At 43.2% G+C, this 19,720-nt stretch carries 10 protein-coding genes; all 10 read right to left on the bottom strand.

What is annotated here, in order from left to right:
* Positions 1–37: 37 nt before the first annotated feature.
* The 10 genes from NE848_RS03780 to NE848_RS03735 all read right to left on the bottom strand — a co-directional run bounded on the left by NE848_RS03780 (position 38) and on the right by NE848_RS03735 (position 19,613).
* Entirely contained in the window at positions 38–2,059 is a 2,022-nt protein-coding gene (locus NE848_RS03780) for an aceric acid hydrolase (protein WP_252110877.1), read from the bottom strand.
* A gap of 7 nt (positions 2,060–2,066) precedes the next feature.
* On the bottom strand, positions 2,067–4,526 hold the full coding sequence (locus NE848_RS03775; RefSeq protein WP_252110876.1) for a pectate lyase family protein: 2,460 nt from the start codon (positions 4,524–4,526) through the stop codon (positions 2,067–2,069).
* Positions 4,516–6,867: a DUF5703 domain-containing protein gene (locus tag NE848_RS03770; protein WP_252110875.1), complete on the bottom strand. Its 2,352-nt coding sequence runs from the start codon at positions 6,865–6,867 to the stop codon at positions 4,516–4,518. The genes NE848_RS03775 and NE848_RS03770 overlap by 11 nt, the downstream gene beginning before the upstream one ends.
* A 15-nt stretch (positions 6,868–6,882) precedes the next feature.
* A complete protein-coding gene (locus tag NE848_RS03765; RefSeq protein WP_252110874.1) occupies positions 6,883–8,310 on the bottom strand; it encodes a sialate O-acetylesterase in 1,428 nt (475 codons plus the stop codon).
* Between the two features lie 43 nt (positions 8,311–8,353).
* Positions 8,354–9,664, bottom strand: a complete 1,311-nt coding sequence (locus NE848_RS03760) for a bile acid:sodium symporter family protein (protein ID WP_252110873.1) — start codon at positions 9,662–9,664, stop codon at positions 8,354–8,356.
* Between the two features lies 1 nt (position 9,665).
* Positions 9,666–10,328 (bottom strand): aspartate/glutamate racemase family protein, encoded by a 663-nt coding sequence (locus tag NE848_RS03755; RefSeq protein ID WP_252110872.1) that lies wholly within the window; start codon positions 10,326–10,328, stop codon positions 9,666–9,668.
* An 18-nt stretch (positions 10,329–10,346) separates the two neighbouring features.
* Positions 10,347–11,738 (bottom strand): four-carbon acid sugar kinase family protein, encoded by a 1,392-nt coding sequence (locus NE848_RS03750; RefSeq protein ID WP_252110871.1) that lies wholly within the window; start codon positions 11,736–11,738, stop codon positions 10,347–10,349.
* Positions 11,738–12,985 (bottom strand): ribulose-bisphosphate carboxylase large subunit family protein, encoded by a 1,248-nt coding sequence (locus NE848_RS03745; protein ID WP_252110870.1) that lies wholly within the window; start codon positions 12,983–12,985, stop codon positions 11,738–11,740. The genes NE848_RS03750 and NE848_RS03745 overlap by 1 nt, the downstream gene beginning before the upstream one ends.
* A gap of 86 nt (positions 12,986–13,071) precedes the next feature.
* On the bottom strand, positions 13,072–16,473 hold the full coding sequence (locus tag NE848_RS03740) for a glycosyl hydrolase (RefSeq protein WP_252110869.1): 3,402 nt from the start codon (positions 16,471–16,473) through the stop codon (positions 13,072–13,074).
* Positions 16,473–19,613 carry a glycoside hydrolase family 2 TIM barrel-domain containing protein gene (locus NE848_RS03735; protein ID WP_252110868.1) on the bottom strand — a complete coding sequence of 1,047 codons (3,141 nt, stop codon included), beginning with the start codon at positions 19,611–19,613 and terminating at the stop codon, positions 16,473–16,475. Before NE848_RS03735 ends, NE848_RS03740 begins: the two co-directional genes overlap by 1 nt.
* Positions 19,614–19,720: the final 107 nt, after the last annotated feature.

Raw genomic sequence — 19,720 nt, 5'->3', positions numbered from 1 at the left:
AAATTATTAAACTTTGAGTGCAGTATTTATGATTTTCTTAATAAGGTAGCCAAACTGTCATTTCGTTGTATCCTCGGTTACCCCAGGCATAATAAGGAACCAGTTTTACACTAAAATCTTTTTCCCTGGAATCAGAATCCATGCGTTTGTATAGGACATTATCCCAATTCTCATTTCTACAGAAAGCTTTAGCTTTTAAGGCTAAAATGTTACGATTGTCTATACTTTCTTTTTCGGATGTAAAATCTGAATCTATATCCAGAAGTATATTATTGATGCTATAACAGGAGTTTTCCTCTTCAGTTTCCAGACAGTAGACCAGGGGTCCTCTTTTTATAGCTACCTGATTTTTGGCTTCTTCCACTAAGGGGTTTGCCTGCATACGTTCTACAGGCATTGGTAATTTCAACTGAATCTTATCTCCTTTTTTCCAGTTTTCATTTAGTTGAAGATAACTTCCAGGCTTGGCGGTTGCTTTATATTCCTTACCATTTACATGTATCTCTGCATTACGGCTCCAACCCGGGATCCGGAGGAAGATTCCAAAATCACCATCAGGGACTTCTTGAATATCCAGGGTAATATCACCATCCCAGGGATAATTGGACTTTTGACTGATCTTTACAGATCCTCCATCTTTTGTATTTGTTTTCAGGCTATTGCTTCCGTAAAGATTAATGTACAGGCCTTCTTCCGAAAGACTGTAGGCATAATTATTCACCTCGGCAAGGGTTCGTGTCACGTTAGGAGCACAACAGTTGGAAAGTGCTATATAACCCTGTCTTTCATTCCCCCATCTTTGCTCGAAGGGCAAATTCTCTGAAACATTCAGCGGATTATTATAACAGAATTCCTCTCCTTTCAGGCTTATTCCCGAAAGCACGCTGTTATACAAAGCCAGCTCAACAACATCGGCATATTTCGCTTCGCCAGTGATCTGAAGCATTCGCCAGTTCCATAGAACATTCCCGATATTCGCACAGGTCTCGGTGTGTGCGGTTGCATTGGGCAACTGATACGGTCTGCCGTAGGCCTGGTGTACTTTCTGAACCACGGCCGGATTATAGGAGGTTCCGTCTGGTGAAACCCCATCATACAAAGCTCCACAGGCTCCTGTGATATACATTTTCCGATATACAACATCATTCCAGATAGAGCTTAGGTTTTCCAGCAGCTTCTCTTCCCCGGTTTCGGCATAAAGATCGGCTACTCCGGCATACAGGTAATTTGCTCTTACGGCATGCCCCATAGCCTCCGTTTGCTCCCTGAAAGGAATTCGGTCCTGATTATCATCGGTACCATCTTCCGTGGTTCCTCTTATATTGATAAGGTTTTGGGCGAGTTCCAGGTATCTTGGATCTTTCGTAGTACGATACATTTCTACCACGCCCATATAGTGGGAAGGACAGATCGCATTACGAGCCAGCTCCGGCGAAGCTTTCTTGTAAAAATCATACAGATAATCAGTAACATCTTTAGCTACCTCCAGGAAATTAGTTTTACCGGTCGCACGGTAATGTACACAGGCCGCCGTCATTAAATGACCCATATTGTATTTTTCGAAGCCCAGTTGCTGTTTTAAATATTCTTCCCCGAGCGTACCCCATTTTTCTTCAATAATAACTGGCGTATGTATGTAACCATCCTCACGCTGAGCCTTATCGATAAGAGCGATGGCTTCATCCATCTGTTTGTCCAGCTCCTCGTCTTTCGTAGTGGCATATACGGCCGCCATACCTTCAAAAACCTTGTAAAAGTCACCATCATGGAAAGAAGGACCATCATGCTTCCCTTTCATTAGTCCGGCTGCGATCTCGAAATTCCGATAGGCATGCGTAACCTCTTCGTTATGATAAAGTTTCCACATATATGGAAGTGTATTATTGACCTCCACATCAAACTGTTCCTTCCAGAAGCCATCCTGCCATGACACATCTGCCAGTCCCACACTACGTAATTTAGCGTATGGGCTTTCGCCGTTCCCTACCAGACCCTGTCCCTGCCCGAAACAGGTTACTGTGGCGATAAAAATCAATAATGAAATATATCCTTTTCTCATGGTATTCTTATTTTATAAAAATGTTTATTGTACGGCTCATTTTATCCCCTGCCTTATCGGTCACTTCTGCTTCTATAGTTGTCAATCCTTCTTCTTCGGAAGAAAAAACAATCTCTCCGTTTTCAATCGAAGCATTTTTACTGGAAACGGAATATTTTGGATCTTTGGTGAAGCCTTTAAAAAGATCTTCGGCCTTTAATCTCAGTTCTTCTCCTTTATTTAAAATATAATGTGGATGGGCCATCCAGCCCAGGTATACTTCAAGTTCTGTGAAGCCGTCCCTGTCTTCATCCAGGTTAGAATCAGAAAAATCGCCTTTTGCCGAATTTATATTCAAACCTTTGGCTTTTTCCCACCAGTCGGGAAGCCCGTCATGATCGGAATCCCAGTCTTGTGGGCGTGTTTCTTCCGGATAGTCCTCCCATCCTCCTACATCCTGTTCAGTATCTATCATTCCGCCCAGCTTGCTAATACGCCCTTTGTAGGTAAAGGTGCTATCAAGTGTTTCACGAATAATCCTTTTATCGTGTTCATCAAGTGGTAAATTGGAACCGACATCAGACAGCACACTTTTATAAGCTACTCTTGCTGGTTGGGTATCTACATAGGACGGGAAGAAAGGTTCATCTACAAAAGTTTCATAATCTACTTTTTCATTATTAGTGATAACAGATCTTCTTCCTTCCTCCTGATTTGAAAGATCAAAAGTTCCCGGCATTATATTACCGGAAAAATAGGCCCTTTGTGAACCTAAACCAACGCCTTCATGTTGCATTGTAAGGGCAAAGAATAAAGAGGTTGCCGGTCCCGGTTTGTAATAATTATTCACAAAATTCACTTCATGGGCACCACCATCGGTTGTTCTGTGACCCCAGTTGTAAACAACGTTATTTCTAATATCCAAGCGGCCGGTATAATAACCGTTCCCGTCAAGACCACCTCCCATACTCCAGTTTCGGCCGTAATTATGAGCTAAAAGGTTATGATGAAAACTGCCAATATCACCTCCAATGGTGGCGGCATATCCATGCATTTTTCCTTCTTCATATTTACTGTGACCCGCGACATTCAAAGCCTCGGAAATCAGTGTTCGCTGAAGTGTGATATTATGGGCACCACGCGAACTGAAAGATTCGTCTATGGTCCAGCTAATGGAACAATGGTCAATAATACTATGATTTGCTCCGGTGAGACCCATCCCGTCATAAGTTCTTCCGGCACCTATCCTTACCCGTAAAAAGCGAATGATCCCGTCATCCCCCGTAAGTCCTACAGGAGCTCTCGAAATAGTTATTCCTTTGCCGGGAGCGGTCTGGCCTGCGATAGTAACATAGGGATCTCCAACTACTAGTCTCGATTTCAGTTCAATATTTCCTGAAACCCTGAAAACGATAGTTCTTGGTCCTTTCACTTCTTCCACAGCGTAACGTAAACTTCCAGGGCCGCTATCATCAAGATTTGTTACTTCCACTACTTTTCCTCCACGGCCACCAATGGCAAATCTTCCGTATCCCTGAGCCCCTGGAAAGGCAAGCTGGGCCGGTTTGAATGACCATACATCACCTTTGGTTATCTCCCCGTCTTCATCTATCTCATCTACACGCCAGTAATAGGTGTCCATAGAATAGAGATCTTTCACTTCAAACTGATTCTCACTGATCTCTCCCTTGAAAAGATCGGAATCTTCGTTGGCACTTTCTACCTCATCCCTGTTCTTTCCAAAATAAAGTTTGTGTGTTTTTATTCCTTCCGGAGAATCCCACTTAAGACTAATGCCTTCTTCCATCATCACATGTTCATCACCATTTTCAGGCTGTGGACTACGTGCCTGGTTCATCATATTAGGCCCGTCCAGTTCAAACCCGTTCAATACAACTATTTCATTTTCTACTCCGGCATCTGGATCGGCTTCGAAACGGATAGTAACCGGTTTCCCCTTCTTAACATCAAATTTTATAAAGGACATTGCAGAATTAATGGTGGCATCGGTTCTATTAGAAGGCTCCACAGTATTTACAAGTTCTCCGTTCACGTAAATATTTACCGGGGCAAAGCTTCTCGCTTCAGGACTATCGAATGTATTATGAAAACTAAGAAGCGTGTGCTGACCTTCGGGAAGTCCTGAAATTTTCATTTCCAAAGCACCTTCGGCTACCAGCCCGTCATTCACCAGTTGTGCATAATAAGGGGCCTGTATCCCAGCTTTATACCAGCTGGAAGTAATATTACCGTTAAAAACTATATTCGTACTATCAAATGCTTTCTGAGCTTCCTCACCTTCTTCGATCACCCATGATTCATATAAGGGATCATTCACTTCATCCAGCCTACGCCCGGCGAAATCCAGATCTACCTTAAGGGTTTTAAACTCAGGTTGCTCTTTTTGAGATTCACACTGAATTCCCAGTCCTAACATGAATATCCCAAGTAATATTAATGTGGGTCTGCTAATATGTTTATAATTCATTCGTCATTATTTTTAAATTCAATTTCTCAGCTTCTGAAGCATTAAAAAGATTGATTATATCCTTTTTCCTATCAGCCGGTGTCACTTCAATTATTTTAGCCTGGCCATCTTCCAACTTAACTTCTACTACGGTATTTCCGGGGGCATGGAGCTTGAAATGCACATTCCAGTCCTTTGGCCATGCCGGGAAAATGAGAATCTTATCCCCTGCAGTTTGAAGCAGCATTTCCTGAAGGCCGATCATTCCTGAGCCGCCCCAGTTATGATCTGGCACCCAATCAAAACCGGGACCCCAGAAAGCCGGAAACCTCCGGCCTGAATTTGCCAGTTTAAGCTTGGTATATTTTGCAGCCTCGCTGGTAAGCCCCAGTCTTGCTGCAAAAATATTATCCTGTTTCCATCCCACATGACTCCTGAACCTTATGGCATCAGGATCAAGTTTCCAGGTATTCCGGGCAGTTTCCAGACCAGGTCTGCCGATTCCATAGATTCCCCATGGATACACCGGATATAATTGTGGCACTTCTGTATTGTTGATTCGTTCCCAGCTTTTTGCCGGTGCAAGAACCTTTTTACCTTCCAGTTCTCTATAATTCAATGGTGGAATTCTTTCCTGCAGTTCTTTTAAATATTCTCTCTGTTCACCTGAAAGAAGATCTTCCGGCAAATCGAGCATTTTTTCACAAACTACCTTAAGCGCAGAAATGGTAGAATTGGCGTTATAAGCCATTTTATAAGTTTCGGCCGCCGAACCAGGATATAGCACCAAATCCCCATTTGAATCAAATGTTCTGGCTCCCCTTTTATCGGCCAGGTATTGATAGTGCTCGTCAAAAAATTTAAGACTGCTCATTATAAATGGCAGGTATTCTTTAACTTCCTTCCCGGCATAATAATACTGGTCCAGCATCATTGCACAGAATTCAAGCACCGTATCCCACTGATGTTCCAGCCAGGCATTATACTGCATACCGGCATCATAATCTTCCGGCCGGTCCCAGCTATATTCCGAAGGATTGGGCAGGCCATAATTTTCGATCTGTTCGGTAAAGGAGGCTCCCTCGTGGCCCCAGTAAACTTCAGATCTTAACTCTGCATTCCTCAGCATTCTCTGGTAGAACCCGAATTGAGCCGGCATCATATCAAAATCACCGCTCTTCAGCATTGGCCAGTAGACCAGTCGCTGATTCTGAGCCGTCATGGTACCCCCTCCCCAGTTTCGAAAATCGGGAGTGAATGTATGCGTGGAATCTACAAAAACGGGATCGTAAGTAAAGAGGCCGCCATTAAATTTCGTGGGATATGTACCATAGGCATTGCTACCCAGCATATACCTGAAAAGCTGATAGTTCTGGCCTATCTGAAATACCGAATCTTTCTGGGTAGAATCGTTCTGTTGAGTATAGATGAAACTGCGATCCCAGAAATCATTCCACCAAGCTACCGACTTCTTCCTGGCCGTCTTCTCTTTCTCAGCATAACCGGAAACCGCTTTTGTAATACTGTCTTTCCATTCCCTGATTTTATCAGGCTGACTGGTGTGTAACTGAATTTTTATATGATGCTTTGAGACGGCTTTATCACTCTTCAGCATATAAGCTTTAAAATCGGTATCCTGATAAGTTCCCTTATAGGTTCCGTCAGGACTGAAATTCTTTCCGTAGATAAACCCTCCAAATGTGAGATCTTCGAGCGGATCCATCATCTGGTCTTTTACACTTTGCATTTTCTGTTGCTTCACTGCAACATCAAAAACGGTAGTATCACGGTTTCGGTGAAAAAAAAGAATAGCATTGCGGTCAAAATTAATGGAATCGGCATAGGTGATTATTTTTCCCTGCGGTGCCCATTTATAAGAATTGGCATTATTGGCGCGACCTTTTACCTCCCGGTTCTTATATCTCCAGTTTTCATAAGAAAGCCTGGCTTCAAGCTTTTTCTTGCTTTCAACCTCGAGATGAATCACCGGATCGAAAACGTCTACCCAGAATTTCACTTTTGTTCCGTTTTGTTCAATAACTATATAGCCATCTTCAAGAACAAGTTCCTGCCGGAAACCTTTATTATCTTTAAACGGGTTGGGCTCAAGTTCCAGTTTAAGCCTACCCAGTTTTAAAAAAGTATTATGTTCATCAAAGGTGCCGCTTCGGGAAAAATAAGCATAGACCTCTCCATTTTCCACCCACACATTCATCCCAATATCACCACCCCCAACCGGCATAGACTCCGAACTATTTTCGCTTTGTGTGGTCCAGACGGGATTATAGTCGGCAAGTTCAGGGATCTGAGCCGGCAGACTTAGAACCGTTAAAAATAATATGCCTGTAAAAATATGTTTCAAACTTGAATTTTTATTTTACCAGTCATCAGTTCTGAAAGATGATACCGGTAAACCGCCATTACTAAAGAGTTCAGCCTCAGCATAATCTTTGAATAAATATCTTATCGCTACAGGTTTTTCTACATGAGGAGAAGACAGCATTACAGACTTACGCCTAAGCACTGTTTTAGCAGGATAAAAAACCTTGTTCTCTCCTGCGATCTGAAACCCGGTCACCTCTTTACCGTAAGAAGTTAAACCGTTGGGAACATTATCAAAGGAAACAATTACCGTACTCCCTTTGATCTCCATAGCATTGAACTCCGGGCTTTGAAACTCAAAACCCTTTAGTCCATAAGTTTTTGCCAGAGCCAGATAGGCCAGACGATGACCTCCTTTTTTCTTCTGTGCAGGATGAATATTATCTTTTTCACCCACATCCATCAAAACCGCCAACCCCGAATTGTCAATTTCATGGGAAGCTTTTAACTGGGATTCTCTGAGGTATGCAGAATTATATTTTTCTACGATGGTATCGGGAGTGAAAACGCTGTAATCAAAAGGTGCGATCTGGGCAAAATAGAACGGGAATTCTCCCTGATCCCAAATTTCCCGCCAGCTGCTCACCATTTTTTTAAAAAGCTGCTTATACTGAAATGGCCGGTCATAATTAGATTCCCCCTGATACCAGATGGCTCCCTTAATACCATAACTTATCACTGGAGACAGCATTCCGTTATATAAGGCGGTTGCCGTTCTGTTAGGTTCGTCAATATCTTCCGGGGTTTCGGGAACATTTATGCTTTCGAAATCCTTCAGCATTTCAGCATTCATCCAGGCCTCGACATTGGAACCGCCATAAGAAACATGTATCAGGCCAACGGGAACATCCAGAACGTCATTCAACAATGATCCAAAATACCAGGCGGTTGCACTAAAATCGGATGTATATTCAGGGCTGGCAACATGCCATGCTCCCTCAAAGTCATTTTTAGGTTGAACTTTTGAATCTCTTGGAACCGTAATCAGCCTTATATCATCATTGGAAGATTTCACTATAGTCTCATTTCCTCCTGAAACGGGCTGACCAGGAAATCCTTTTAGCGGCATTTCCATATTGGACTGACCCGAGCATAACCATACCTCTCCGATCATGACGTTGTTAATGGTTTTACTCTGATCATTATTTTTGACGGTTATCGAAAATGGCCCGCCAGCTTTAGGAGTACTTACTTTTACCTGCCATTTTCCGGAATTATTAGTTTTTACCGAATATGATTCCTGAATCCAGGAAGTCTGCACTTCATATTCTGCATTCTTATCACCCCAGCCCCAGACCGGAACTTCGGTTTGCTGCTGAAGTATCATATTGTCAGAAAAAAGCGCAGGAAACTTTATCTGCGAAAAACCTGTTATTGAGCATAACAGGAACGTGAAAATCAATACTATTCTATATAATTTCATTTTACTGAAGGATAATTCGTCTTAAAATTATGAAATATCGAAGCTAAACCATCCTGCACCGTCTTGTCACCTTACTGCTTTTAGCTTTTTCAGGTCTTCTTTTCCGCCAGTAATTTGCAAGGAGTGATCCTGATATATTCATCCACGGACTGAATACTGCGGCTGCCAGTCCCAGGGTCGCCAGTTTCCCCATTACTCCTGCGAGTCCGGAAGCCATTCCACCATTTTGCATCCCGACTTCGAGGGCAACGGTCCTGGAAGAATTCTCATCCATTCCGAATAATTTGCTCAGCCAGTAACCCAGGGTATAACCCAAAGAATTATGAAGTATGGAAGCCAGCAATAAGAAAAGACCAATGGCAAGAAGGTTTTCCCGACTGGCTGCTGTGGTAACAGTCGTAAAATAAATGATCCCAAACATCGAAACCAACGGCATAAAATCCTGTATCTTCGGTAGTATAGTATAAATTCGATAATACAGATTTCCAAAGAGAATAGCTCCCAGTAAAAAGTTTATCAAGCTCACTATTTCAAGAGGCACTCCGCTAATTTGAGATTCCCAGAAATTCCAGAAACCGAATATCATTGCAAGTAACCAGGCCGCGGATATTAATGTGAGCATATTTACGGTCTTTCTGAAACCTGCCGAGCCTTTTCTCATCCCGTCAAAAAGCAAAGCCGCACCTATTGGAACGATCACTATTTTGATGATCTGGAAACACATATCCAGGAAGTTAATTTCCACATAAGTTCCCGCCAGAAGTTTCATAAGAAATGGAGTCATCACCGGAGCTATAAGGGTAGCCATTGCTGTTAACGTAATAGACAGTGTAAGATTGGCGTTGGCCAGATAAACCATGACGTTGGAAGCCAGTCCACTGGAACAGGAACCTATGAGTATGATCCCAGCGGCTATTTCAGGCTTAAAATCGAAACCAAGGGTCAGCAGAAACCCTATTACAGGCATAATGGAAAACTGACATACCAGCCCGATTAGGACCGCTTTTCCCATAGTTCTGAGCCCTGAAAAATCTTTCAGGCTCATTTGTGTTCCCATTCCGAACATCACCAGCTGGACCACGATGAGGATCACCCATTTATTCCTGAGGTCAAAATCACCCCAGTGCAGAAAGGCATCAGGATACAGCATTCCACAGATTATCGCCACAATGATCCATGCAGTGTACTGATAAGTTTTAAGGATGTGAACAGAACCTAATCCAAGCGCCAGGCTAACAGCTGTAAATACTGTTAGGGGAGGAATGAGGCCTGTATAACCCAAAATCCAAACCAGAAGAGTAATGACGAGAGCAACAAAGCCCGTCCATAAAGCGTAGCTGTATATTTTAGTCATTCTAGAGATTATCGGCCAGGTATTTCATAGCAACCGGCGGACTCGCCAGGATAGGCACCTTCTTATCTGCTTCATCAAGCTGATCTACTACGCGGGCCATGGATGCCTGCGCAAGAAGGATCACATCTACTTTTTCAGAAAGTTCCTTTAAAGCTTCGGCCACTTTGCGGTCGTGTTCTTCAGGTTTTCCCCCCATCAGGGCTTCAAAAGCGCCTTCACAAAGTTTCGAGGTAAGTTCTATCTCTTTACCTGCAGCCTGTGCTCTTCTTCTAACCAGATCACTTGTAGGTTCAAGTGTTGTGGATAAAGTGGCCACCACACCGATTTTTTTTCCTTCAGCCACGGCTTTATCGGCCATTGGGCGATCTACCCTAAGTACGGGAATGGAAGTAAGCAATTCTGAAGCTTCTACTGCCGGACCAATGGAAGAACAGGTTACCATGATGTAATCGGCCCCGGCTTCTTCAGCAGAGCCCACATAATCTACCACTCTCCTGGCCGTATCTGGTGTAAGTTTATTTCGCTGAATAGTATTTTTGATAAGACTGTCGTCTACGATATTAAATACTTTGATGTCTTTATCGGCAAGATATTTCTTTACCAAATCATCGAAGATCGGCACCAAGGTGGCCGATGTATGTATCAATCCTAACGTTTTACTCATAACTGATCTTTTAAATTTTTAATTATCATTCAACCTGCCATTTTGCAGTTCCACAAAATAAGATGGCGCTCCAACCTGCCCTCCTTTTAAATTGATCTCCATGCCGTCAACCGGCGAATTCTCTGCATAAGCCCTGCAGAGCGGAGCTCCCTTCACCAGGGGAGCTATCATTTCCACGGCATTGATACCCAGTTCACGGGCTGCGTAGCTCGAAGTGTCTCCACCTGCAATTACAAGCCTTTGCAATGATTTTCCCGTTAGAACCTGCCGGATGATTTTTCCCAGGAAACCTCCAAAATATCGGGGAAGCTCCATTCGTGATCTCTGAGAATCCCAGCCAAGCTCTTCGGTAATAGCCCTGGTTTTTTTTAGTCTTGGGTCTTCAGGACCCTTCGAGGTATGTAAGATCACACTGTTGCCTTCATTCAATAATCCTAAAATCTTATCGGAATAAACTGAAACGTCAGGTTCCTGCTCATACAGGAATTCAGGAGCTATCTCCACTTCCCGAAACCCATGCTCTAAGGCAAATTCGATCTGTGAAGCCGTAACAGGACTTACGCTTCCAGAAAGCACAAGCAGGGGTTTTACTTCTTCAAGTTCTTTCCATTCCAAAGTCTCTGTCAGAATCTTTTCTTCCTGCCAGTGATCTCCCAAAGCTTTTCCTATTCCAGATGAACCTACCGAAAACAGGGGTTTATCCTGATCTGCCGATTCATCCAGAATCCTTCCTATGATTTTCATCTGCTCTTCATAGACCCCGTCAAAAAATATAACCTGATGATCATCGATAAGTTTCCGGAGTTTTTCCTGAATTTCTTCGAATGGCAACTTTAGATCCAGCAGATCTACCAATCCGGATTTCAGCGGGGATTGCAAAGCCAGGTGGTCACGCAGATCTCCCTCCTTGGAAGGTGTCACTGGATGTTGAGCCATAGAAGGATGTTTATCAAGCCGGAAAATTTCTCCTTTACTGCCAATTCCCATCTGAGCGAAGAGATTTCCAAAGGCCATGTATCGTCCCAAATTAGGAGCGGCAACCAGCACCGGGATAAAATCGTTCTTAAAATGCTTTAAGCCACACTCCATTGCCACCCCAATATTTCCTATTTCGGGAGAGCTGTCAAAGGTGGAACAAACCTTATAATGAACATACCTGGGGTTGAGCTCTGAAATTTTCTGAAAAGCCTCCTCCAGGGTTTCTTTCATTTTAGCTGGTTCCATAGACCGGGTAAGTCCGGCAATTCCCAGGGCGTCAAGCTTCCCGAACTTTTCAAGGTCTTCGGCTGAAGGCGGCTTCAGAAACAATACAGTTCTGGCTCCTGCCCTGGTCATAAATTCCAGAGCATCAGTAGAACCGGTAAAGTCATCACCGTAAAAAGCCAGTAATAGTTTATCAGTTTCAGCCATTAGTTCTTATTTCCAAATTTTTGAACCGACTCGGCAAACTCTTTATACTTTTTTGCGGTTTCTTCAAGGGTTTTCCCCGAGACTGCTCCCTCCCAGGCCTGTTTTAATGCCCTTACTCCGGCACCGGGACCTGAAGGATGAGCCATGATCCCGCCTCCGGCCATATAAAGAAGATCGGTAGTGCCCGTAAATTTATAGGTATCAAAAGCCTGACCTCCCCACTGACCCGAGGAAACCACTGGCAAAAGATCTTTATAATCTAAAAACTCCGCGCTACAGGATTTTATAGACCTGATCACCGACTCATCAGACTCCCAGAACTTATTTCGGATACCGTTCACGTGTAACTGATCTACTCCCGCGAGTCGCCATAGTTTGGCATAAGCAGGAAAATTGATTCCAAGGAGCGGATGCCGGTTCAGCATCCCCCAGCCATTGCGATGTGCATGAATCGATAATTCACCTAAATCTGCAATTGCCTTTACGCCGGCCCAGCCCACACTATTAATGCTTATCATCGCGCAGCTGCCATCGTGTTTCAAAATGCTTTCATAGTTAGACCTCAGGGTATCCAGATCACCTGAAATATTAAAGGCATACATCGCTTTCTTTCCGGTTCGATCCTGATATTTATTGATCTCCTTCATTATCAGGCTAACTCTCTTTTCAAAAGGCGAATTGGCGGTTGAAGCCATAAGTTCATCATCCTTGATAAAATCGATACCAGCCTTAAGAAGTTCCTTTACTATTTCGGCAGTATTTTCAGGAGTCATTCCCACACTGGGTTTAATAATGGTTCCTATCATGGGACGGCCTTCTTCCACCCCTGCAAGACCTTTAGTCCCTTTGCCGCCAAAAACAGGTCCACGAAATTTTTCAGAATAAGATAAAGGCAAATCAAAATCATCAAGTTTTAATCCTGTAAACTGCCTTAATTCATAGAGATTACCCTGTAATGTAGATATCAAAGCAGGGATATTATACTGGAAATTTTCAATAGACCAGGATACACTTACCCTGGCTCTTTTATAAGAAGAACTATTTGAATCCCCGGGAATACTGGGATTTGAAACCGTCTCAAGTTCCTCTATATTTTCAACCTTTGCAGCAAAGCGTGCTTTCAGCTCCTCGGTTTCTCCGGGAACTGAAACAAAGGTCCCGCTAGACTGTTCCCCGGCAAGCACTGCCGCGGCATCTTCAAGCTTATAGGGAGTCTCTATTAAATAATGTGCTGTAATTCTTTCCATCTGGATAACGAGATTAATTCTCGCTATCCAATTTCTCTAAACTTACAGGAATAAGCATCCTGTTCTTTCATGGAAAACTATTGGTGCTATTCAGAGGTTTCGATCATTACCGGCCCCAGTAAACCGGCCTCTAATAATTCTTCTCCATCCAGGCGGTAAGGAGCGGTTGTCCAGGTTAACCTCTCCTCCTCTGGTAACTGCTGATCACCGATCAACCGGTTTCTCCAGGTATTGGTAACTTTTATTACCAGGTGATTCTTTCCTCTTTTTAAGGCTTTAGAAATATTGATTCGATGAGGAGATGTCCAGATCACTCCTATCTCCTTTCCGTTAAGAATAACCTCTGCCATATCTCCAATTTCTCCCAGGTTAAGCCAGACATCATTTGTTTTTCCTCTATAACGGAAGGTCTTAGAGTAAACTGCTGTTCCCGAATAATATTTAATATTATCATTATCTGATTCACTCCAGTCGAACAACTTATCTACGGATATCTCTGAAGCAGGGCCATAAAATTGGGGATCGAACTGGATTTTCCAATTCTCATCCAAAACCTTTTCAGTGCTGAATGATCTCCAGTTCTTTCCATTTTCCAAAGACTCTTCACCATCTTCTTTCTTTAAAAGAATAAAAAGGGATTCATTTTTACTGAATTTTAAAGAGAACACGGTTCGTCCCTCTTCTTTCTCCCAGGTATTGAGTTTTAATGTTTCATCGGTAACAGGATCATATAAAAAGGGAATTTTTCCGCCGGCTCTTATCGATATTTTCACCTCTCGTTCTTCAGCCTCCTGATTGGAGAAAAAATAGATCTCCTCCTCTTTGGAATTCCTGTGATTCCAGGCTATGCTCTCTGCTTCCTCTTTGTCAAGCCCGGGAAAAAGAACATCGGGGTCTATACCAATCTCTTTAAAATCACTTCCCAAATAGGGAAGCTCTATTACCTTTCCTTTTCCTATACTCCAGGCATTATAAGATTCTTCGGAAGCAGAATTTTCATATCCACTCCATAACTCATCAATGATATCCTGCCAAAGCTTTTTGTCAGGATCTTCTGAAAAACCGGATATCCTCTGAGGTTTTTCCGCCACAAAAACCGTGGCTCCATTTTGTACCAACTCCAGGATCTTTTCAGCTACTTCAAGAGACATCATTAGGTTGGGCGACATTTTCCGACTTCCGGGAAAAAGTAACGCGCCATATTCTATATTCCCCTGAAATTTCACTTTCCCGTTCACTACCCTTGCATCGTTAATCAAAACATCAGGATTGAAGGAGTCATATTTGTAACCGTTCAATGGATTTATCCAGTCTGAAAGATCGGTCAGATTCTTTGAGTAAGTGACCTCCTTTGGTTCCTTTGCAGTGGGCTGACCTTTATTTTTCAATCGTAATCTCTCAGATTCAAGCCTTTTCTCTCCAAAGACATTTGGAATAAAAGGTACAAGTCTGTCCGGAAGAACTGCACGTGAAGGCAATTCTTCCCCGGTAAAAACCGCGAGGTCCACAACCGGTGTTCCTTTTTGCAACTGATATTGTACTCGGCGGCAATATTCCACCCAGGCTTTCCCTGGTTTCCACCAGGTCTGGTCTCTTTGAAAATAAGATCCAACCCCATCCAGGGTCATGCCCGGCTTGCGATCTATCCAGGGGTTATGAACAAAAACATGGTAGAAATAGCGGTTGGCGCCAAGCGCATAATTTCGGTCGGCCATGGGTTTAAGATTACCCGGATATTCATCCCAGTCCATGCGCAATTCGGTAAAGGCTTCGGCCTGAATTATATTCTTTCCGTAAATATGTCCACCAGAAATGGCATCAAGCATATCATTCGGTTTATCATGGGTGGGACTTCTTAACCAGAATTCACCCCCCGGATAATCCACATTTTTAAAATGCATAAGAGCATCGCTTACCATCGTGGGAGCCACATTTTCTGAGCTGAACTTAATCCCAAGTTTCCCGGCTTCTTCGGCCATGGTTCCAAAGAAATTATCTACTATCAGTTCTGAAATTGTCTTTCTTACATCATACAGGATCTGCTCTGAAGTCTGAGCATTTTCAAGAGGAATTCCAGCCATTACAGGTAAATATTCCACCAGGTCATATCCGCGGCGCCTATTAAACTCCTCTCTGAAAACGGGTGACCAGTTCTGGCTTCCGCTTTCCCAGCTATCTATATGTAAAATGCTAAGTACCTCTGGAACAAGTTCAGGGCCAGCGACCTCAACGGCCTTCCCGAACCATTTCTCAAACTGGAATTTAATGGCTTCAGGATTGAATTTATCTACTTCAAGACCTTTTCCCGCGCCTCCAGTTTCATTTTCCTGGCCGGTGGAAGTATGACCAAACCTCATTATTTTCCAGTTACCGCCAGGTGCGTTCCAGGTAAGCTTTCCATTCTCATCAAGATGATCAGAAATATTGATCATCTCCTCCCTTTCGATAAAATCCTGTTCCTGGATCTGTTCTGTCGCCGGACTTATTCTCCAAACAAGACCAGATTTTCCCTGGTAATTATCAATTTTCGGCTCATTGGAGAGCACGATCCTGCTTACTTTTAAGGACTGTTTCCATTTTGCCGCATCAAGATCTTCGGCACCCGGTTCGGTTCCTTCAGGATCATACTCAAACCTGAAATATTTAGCCTTTACCGGTTCCACCGCATGAGTATATGGAATTCCATAATCCTGCCAGCCGTGACGCGGCGGAGTAAGTCTGCCCAAATCCTTAAAATTCTCTCCATCTTCACTTACCAGAAGCCTTAAACGATGAGCCTGATAGTTCACCCCTTTACTTTCGATGGTTAGGGATTTGCATAGAAATGGCTCATCAAATTCATACTGCACCCAACCTTTTTCATATAATTTGAATTCATTTTCCTTACCTGGATCAGTAAGAAAAGAAGCGTCAAAATTCTCTAAAGTAGAAGTCACTTCAGGTTGAAGCTGCTCAGAATTTATCTCCATTTGTTTCTGCGGAATGGCAAAAGTGGTAATTTCTTCATAGTAACCTTCATGGGTTTCAGGTTGCTTCAACTGAAGTTCAATTTTATTTCCCCCTTCAACTATAGTGTCGGTCCAAACCACTTTCTGCATGGACTGTTTGGGCTCGATCCATGGTCCACCGGCAACCGCAAAACCATCTGATGCATGCATGGCGATCTGAAGGTCAAGCCTGTTAGCCTCTTCAATGGCAAATTCCACCAACTCCCACCATTCCTTACTCAACTGCAGGATGGGCGGATCTATCAGAGGAGGATCGGTGGGACCTTTTATAGACATAAGATAGGCACCTTCGATTCCCGCTTCCTTCATCGCTTCTAGATCGGCCGTGATACCTTCTTTAGAATATGCACTTTGCATCCAGTACCAGTAAACCCAGGGTTTAGAATTCTGGTAAGCTCTATCGCCTTCCTGAGAGAACAATGGTTGTATGGTAAAAATTCCAAACAGTAAAACTATAAAGAGGATGTCCTTTTTCTTCATTAATAACCGAAGTTTTCTAGTGCAGTGTCTAAATCTCCATTTTGACCGAAAGGAATAAGATAGAAACTGTAATTATAATTTCCTGAAGGAATCTGGTATTTTTCCATAGGCTGCCCTACGTGAGACCAGCTGTCATTTCCACCTATGCCCATTTGTAGAAGATCAATATTCAAAGTATTGAAGCCCGAGTCCTTTAGATCGGTAGTATGCTCTGCCTCTTCCAGATTCTCCTGAGTATAGGGCCATGCGCTCATATTTAAGGGTTTATTCCGGGAAACCACCAGCAGGCCTTTATCCTTTTCCCGATTGGTTAAAGCCATCCAGCGAACCTGGGTTCGGTTGCCATTCTCCTGCGGCTTTACATAAGGCTCAATAAAATCATCCAGTTTTAAAGTATAATTACCAATTAAGAAACCGTGGTTACGATCGATGTAATTTTCCAAAGGCCCTTTCCCATACCAGGAAACCATATCATATTCTTCCTGTACTCCAATTTGCATTCCAATTTTAGGAATATTAGGCAGAGCTTCTGAAGCCTTGAGATGATAATCCACCTTAATGATCCCCGAAGCCTGAATAATATATTTGATACTCACCCTGGAACTATCTTTTACAACATTATATTCACTGGTAACCTCTATCTCTCCATTCTTCTTTTGAATACGGAAATCTTTTAATTCAGGGGATGCCTCATACCAGGGTTTCAGGATTTCATGAGGCTTCCAGCCTTTGCGATCGTTATCGGTCAACGGGCGAGTGAAATTTGGGAGAAGCGGAGCGAATATCTGCTCCTTCCCTTTATACTGATATGAATTCAGCGCTCCATTCGTCTTATCGAATGCAATTTGAAAATCTTCTGATATGATCTCAACTTTTTCCGGGTTTTCAGAAATTTCCAAAGTTCCTTTATAGTTGAGATCAGGTGTGATCTCAGGTTTTTCCTGCAGTATAAACTGATCTGTAGCTACGGGATATCCTTTTTTTGCCCAGGGCTTATCCTCCTTTAGCCGGAATTCGATATTCAGCAAATATTCCGCATCCCTTTTCAATTTTGGTAAAAAAGATCCGATGTTAATAATCGTATCCTTTCCTGCGGCTACATCCAGAGGATCCATTGTTCTTTCCTTTTCAACCATGCCATCTTTCAGCAAGGTTAAAACGGCATCGTAAACCGATAAGTTCTGAACCGAATTCCGGTTCTTAATATTTATTCTGGTCTGGTCTATAAGTTCAGATGCTGCAGGCTGATATACCCACTTATTCTCATACATCGCGGCTTTAGGCCTGCCATCTGAAGCAACAATTCCATTGATATTGAAATTACCGTCATGCAGCTTTTCGCCAAAATCACCACCATAGGCATAAAATTCTTCCCCGGTTTCAGGATCGGTCTTCAGTAGCCCCTGATCTTTATAATCCCAGATGCATCCACCGATGATGCGTGGAAGCGAACGAAATTCATCCCAAAGCTCCTTGAGGTTGCCGGTTGAATTACCCATGGAATGTGAATATTCCACAAAAATCACGGGTCGGTCATCCGTGCCCTCTTCCACTATTAATTGCGGTGTAAAAACTCCGGGATAAAACCGGCTAACCATATCTACGTAGGGCTCATCACGCGGAATCTCAACCCTGTAGGCATGTTCCTTAGGATAATCGGGATCCCGGGGATCAATATATCCGTCCTGCCGGGGATCTCCCTGTGCAGGCTCATAATGAAGCGGCCTGGTGATATCAAAATCCTGGACCCAGCCTGCCATAGAAGCATGATTAGGACCTTCGCCGGCCTCATTCCCAAGACTCCAGAATACGATACTGGGATGGTTCTTATCTCTTTCTACCATCCTGGTCATGCGTTCCATATAAGCATAGTTCCATTCGGGATCGTTACTTAACTTACCACCAATACCGTGAGTTTCAAGATTGGCTTCATCCATCACCATCAAACCGTATTTATCACATAGCTCATAGAAATACGGGTCGTTAGGATAATGGCTTGTTCGTATAAGATTAAAATTAAAACGTTTGATCGTCCTGACATCTTCTTCAATATCTTCCCTGGTGAGAGCTTTACCACGAACGGGATGATGATCATGACGGTTCACCCCATACACATAAGTTTCCTTCCCATTGATAAGAAGTTTACTGTCTTTCTCTGAAAATTCTATGGAACGAAATCCTACTTTAGAGGACTTCACTTCGGTTATGTTGCCTTCACCATCCTTCAGTATAAGAAGCATAGTGTAGAGATTAGGTTCTTCCGGGCTCCACTTTTTAGGGTTGGAGATCTTTTTTTCGAAAAACCCAAACCTTACATTATCCAGTCTCGGATAGGATTCATTGATAATTGCCGAGACCACCGTATCCAGAGCTTTTTCAAACACAGGTTTATTTTCAGCATCATATAACTGAACCTCCAGGCTATGGTCCCTGATGGTATCACCGGTAAGGTTTTCCATTTCAGGCCTAAGCTGAAAGAGCGCATCTTTATAATCTTTATCAAGTTTGGCCTGGTAGAAAAAATCGTCGATATGTAATTCCGGTTCGGCCATAATAAAGACCTCACGCTGGATACCGCTTAACCTCCAGTGATCCTGGTCTTCCAGATAGGAAGCATCGCTCCACCGCATGACCTGGACAGAAAGTAAATTTTCACCTTCCCTGAGATAAGGAGTGATATTAAATTCGGAAGGAAGAAAGCTGTCCTCACCATATCCAAGGAATTCACCGTTCAGCCAGACCTTGAAGGCCGAGCTCACAGCGCCAAAATGAAGAGTGATATTCTGGCCATTCCATTCTTCAGGCACTACGAACTTTCGCTGGTATGAACCCACTCCGTTGGTATCTGCGGGAACATGAGGCGGATTAATAGGCCTGAAAGGATAAACGGCACTTTTATAGATAGGAATATCATAACCTTTAAGCTCCCAGTTTGAAGGAACCTCTATCTTATCCCAGCCCTGAACTTCCTTTTTGTAAAAATCTTTTGGAGCCTCCTCTAGGTTAACGGAATATCGAAAATCCCATTTACCGTTGAGCATCTTCAAACGGCTTTTTTCCCTGTTTCCCCCCAGGGCATCTTCAATATTTTTATAGGAGTAGGCGGTTGCCCTTGCAGGCTCCCGGTTTATACTTGTCACCAAGGGATTTTCCCAGGGGGTTGGTTGGTATATTGTTGGTTTTTCCGGTATTCCGGCAGGATCACCTGTCACTGTTTGCCCTAAAGCGGGCAAACAAAAACAGGTAC

Source organism: Gramella jeungdoensis, from assembly GCF_023805255.1.
Classification (GTDB): Bacteria; Bacteroidota; Bacteroidia; order Flavobacteriales; family Flavobacteriaceae; genus Christiangramia; species Christiangramia jeungdoensis.
This window is presented reverse-complemented; position numbering and strand designations above follow the sequence as displayed.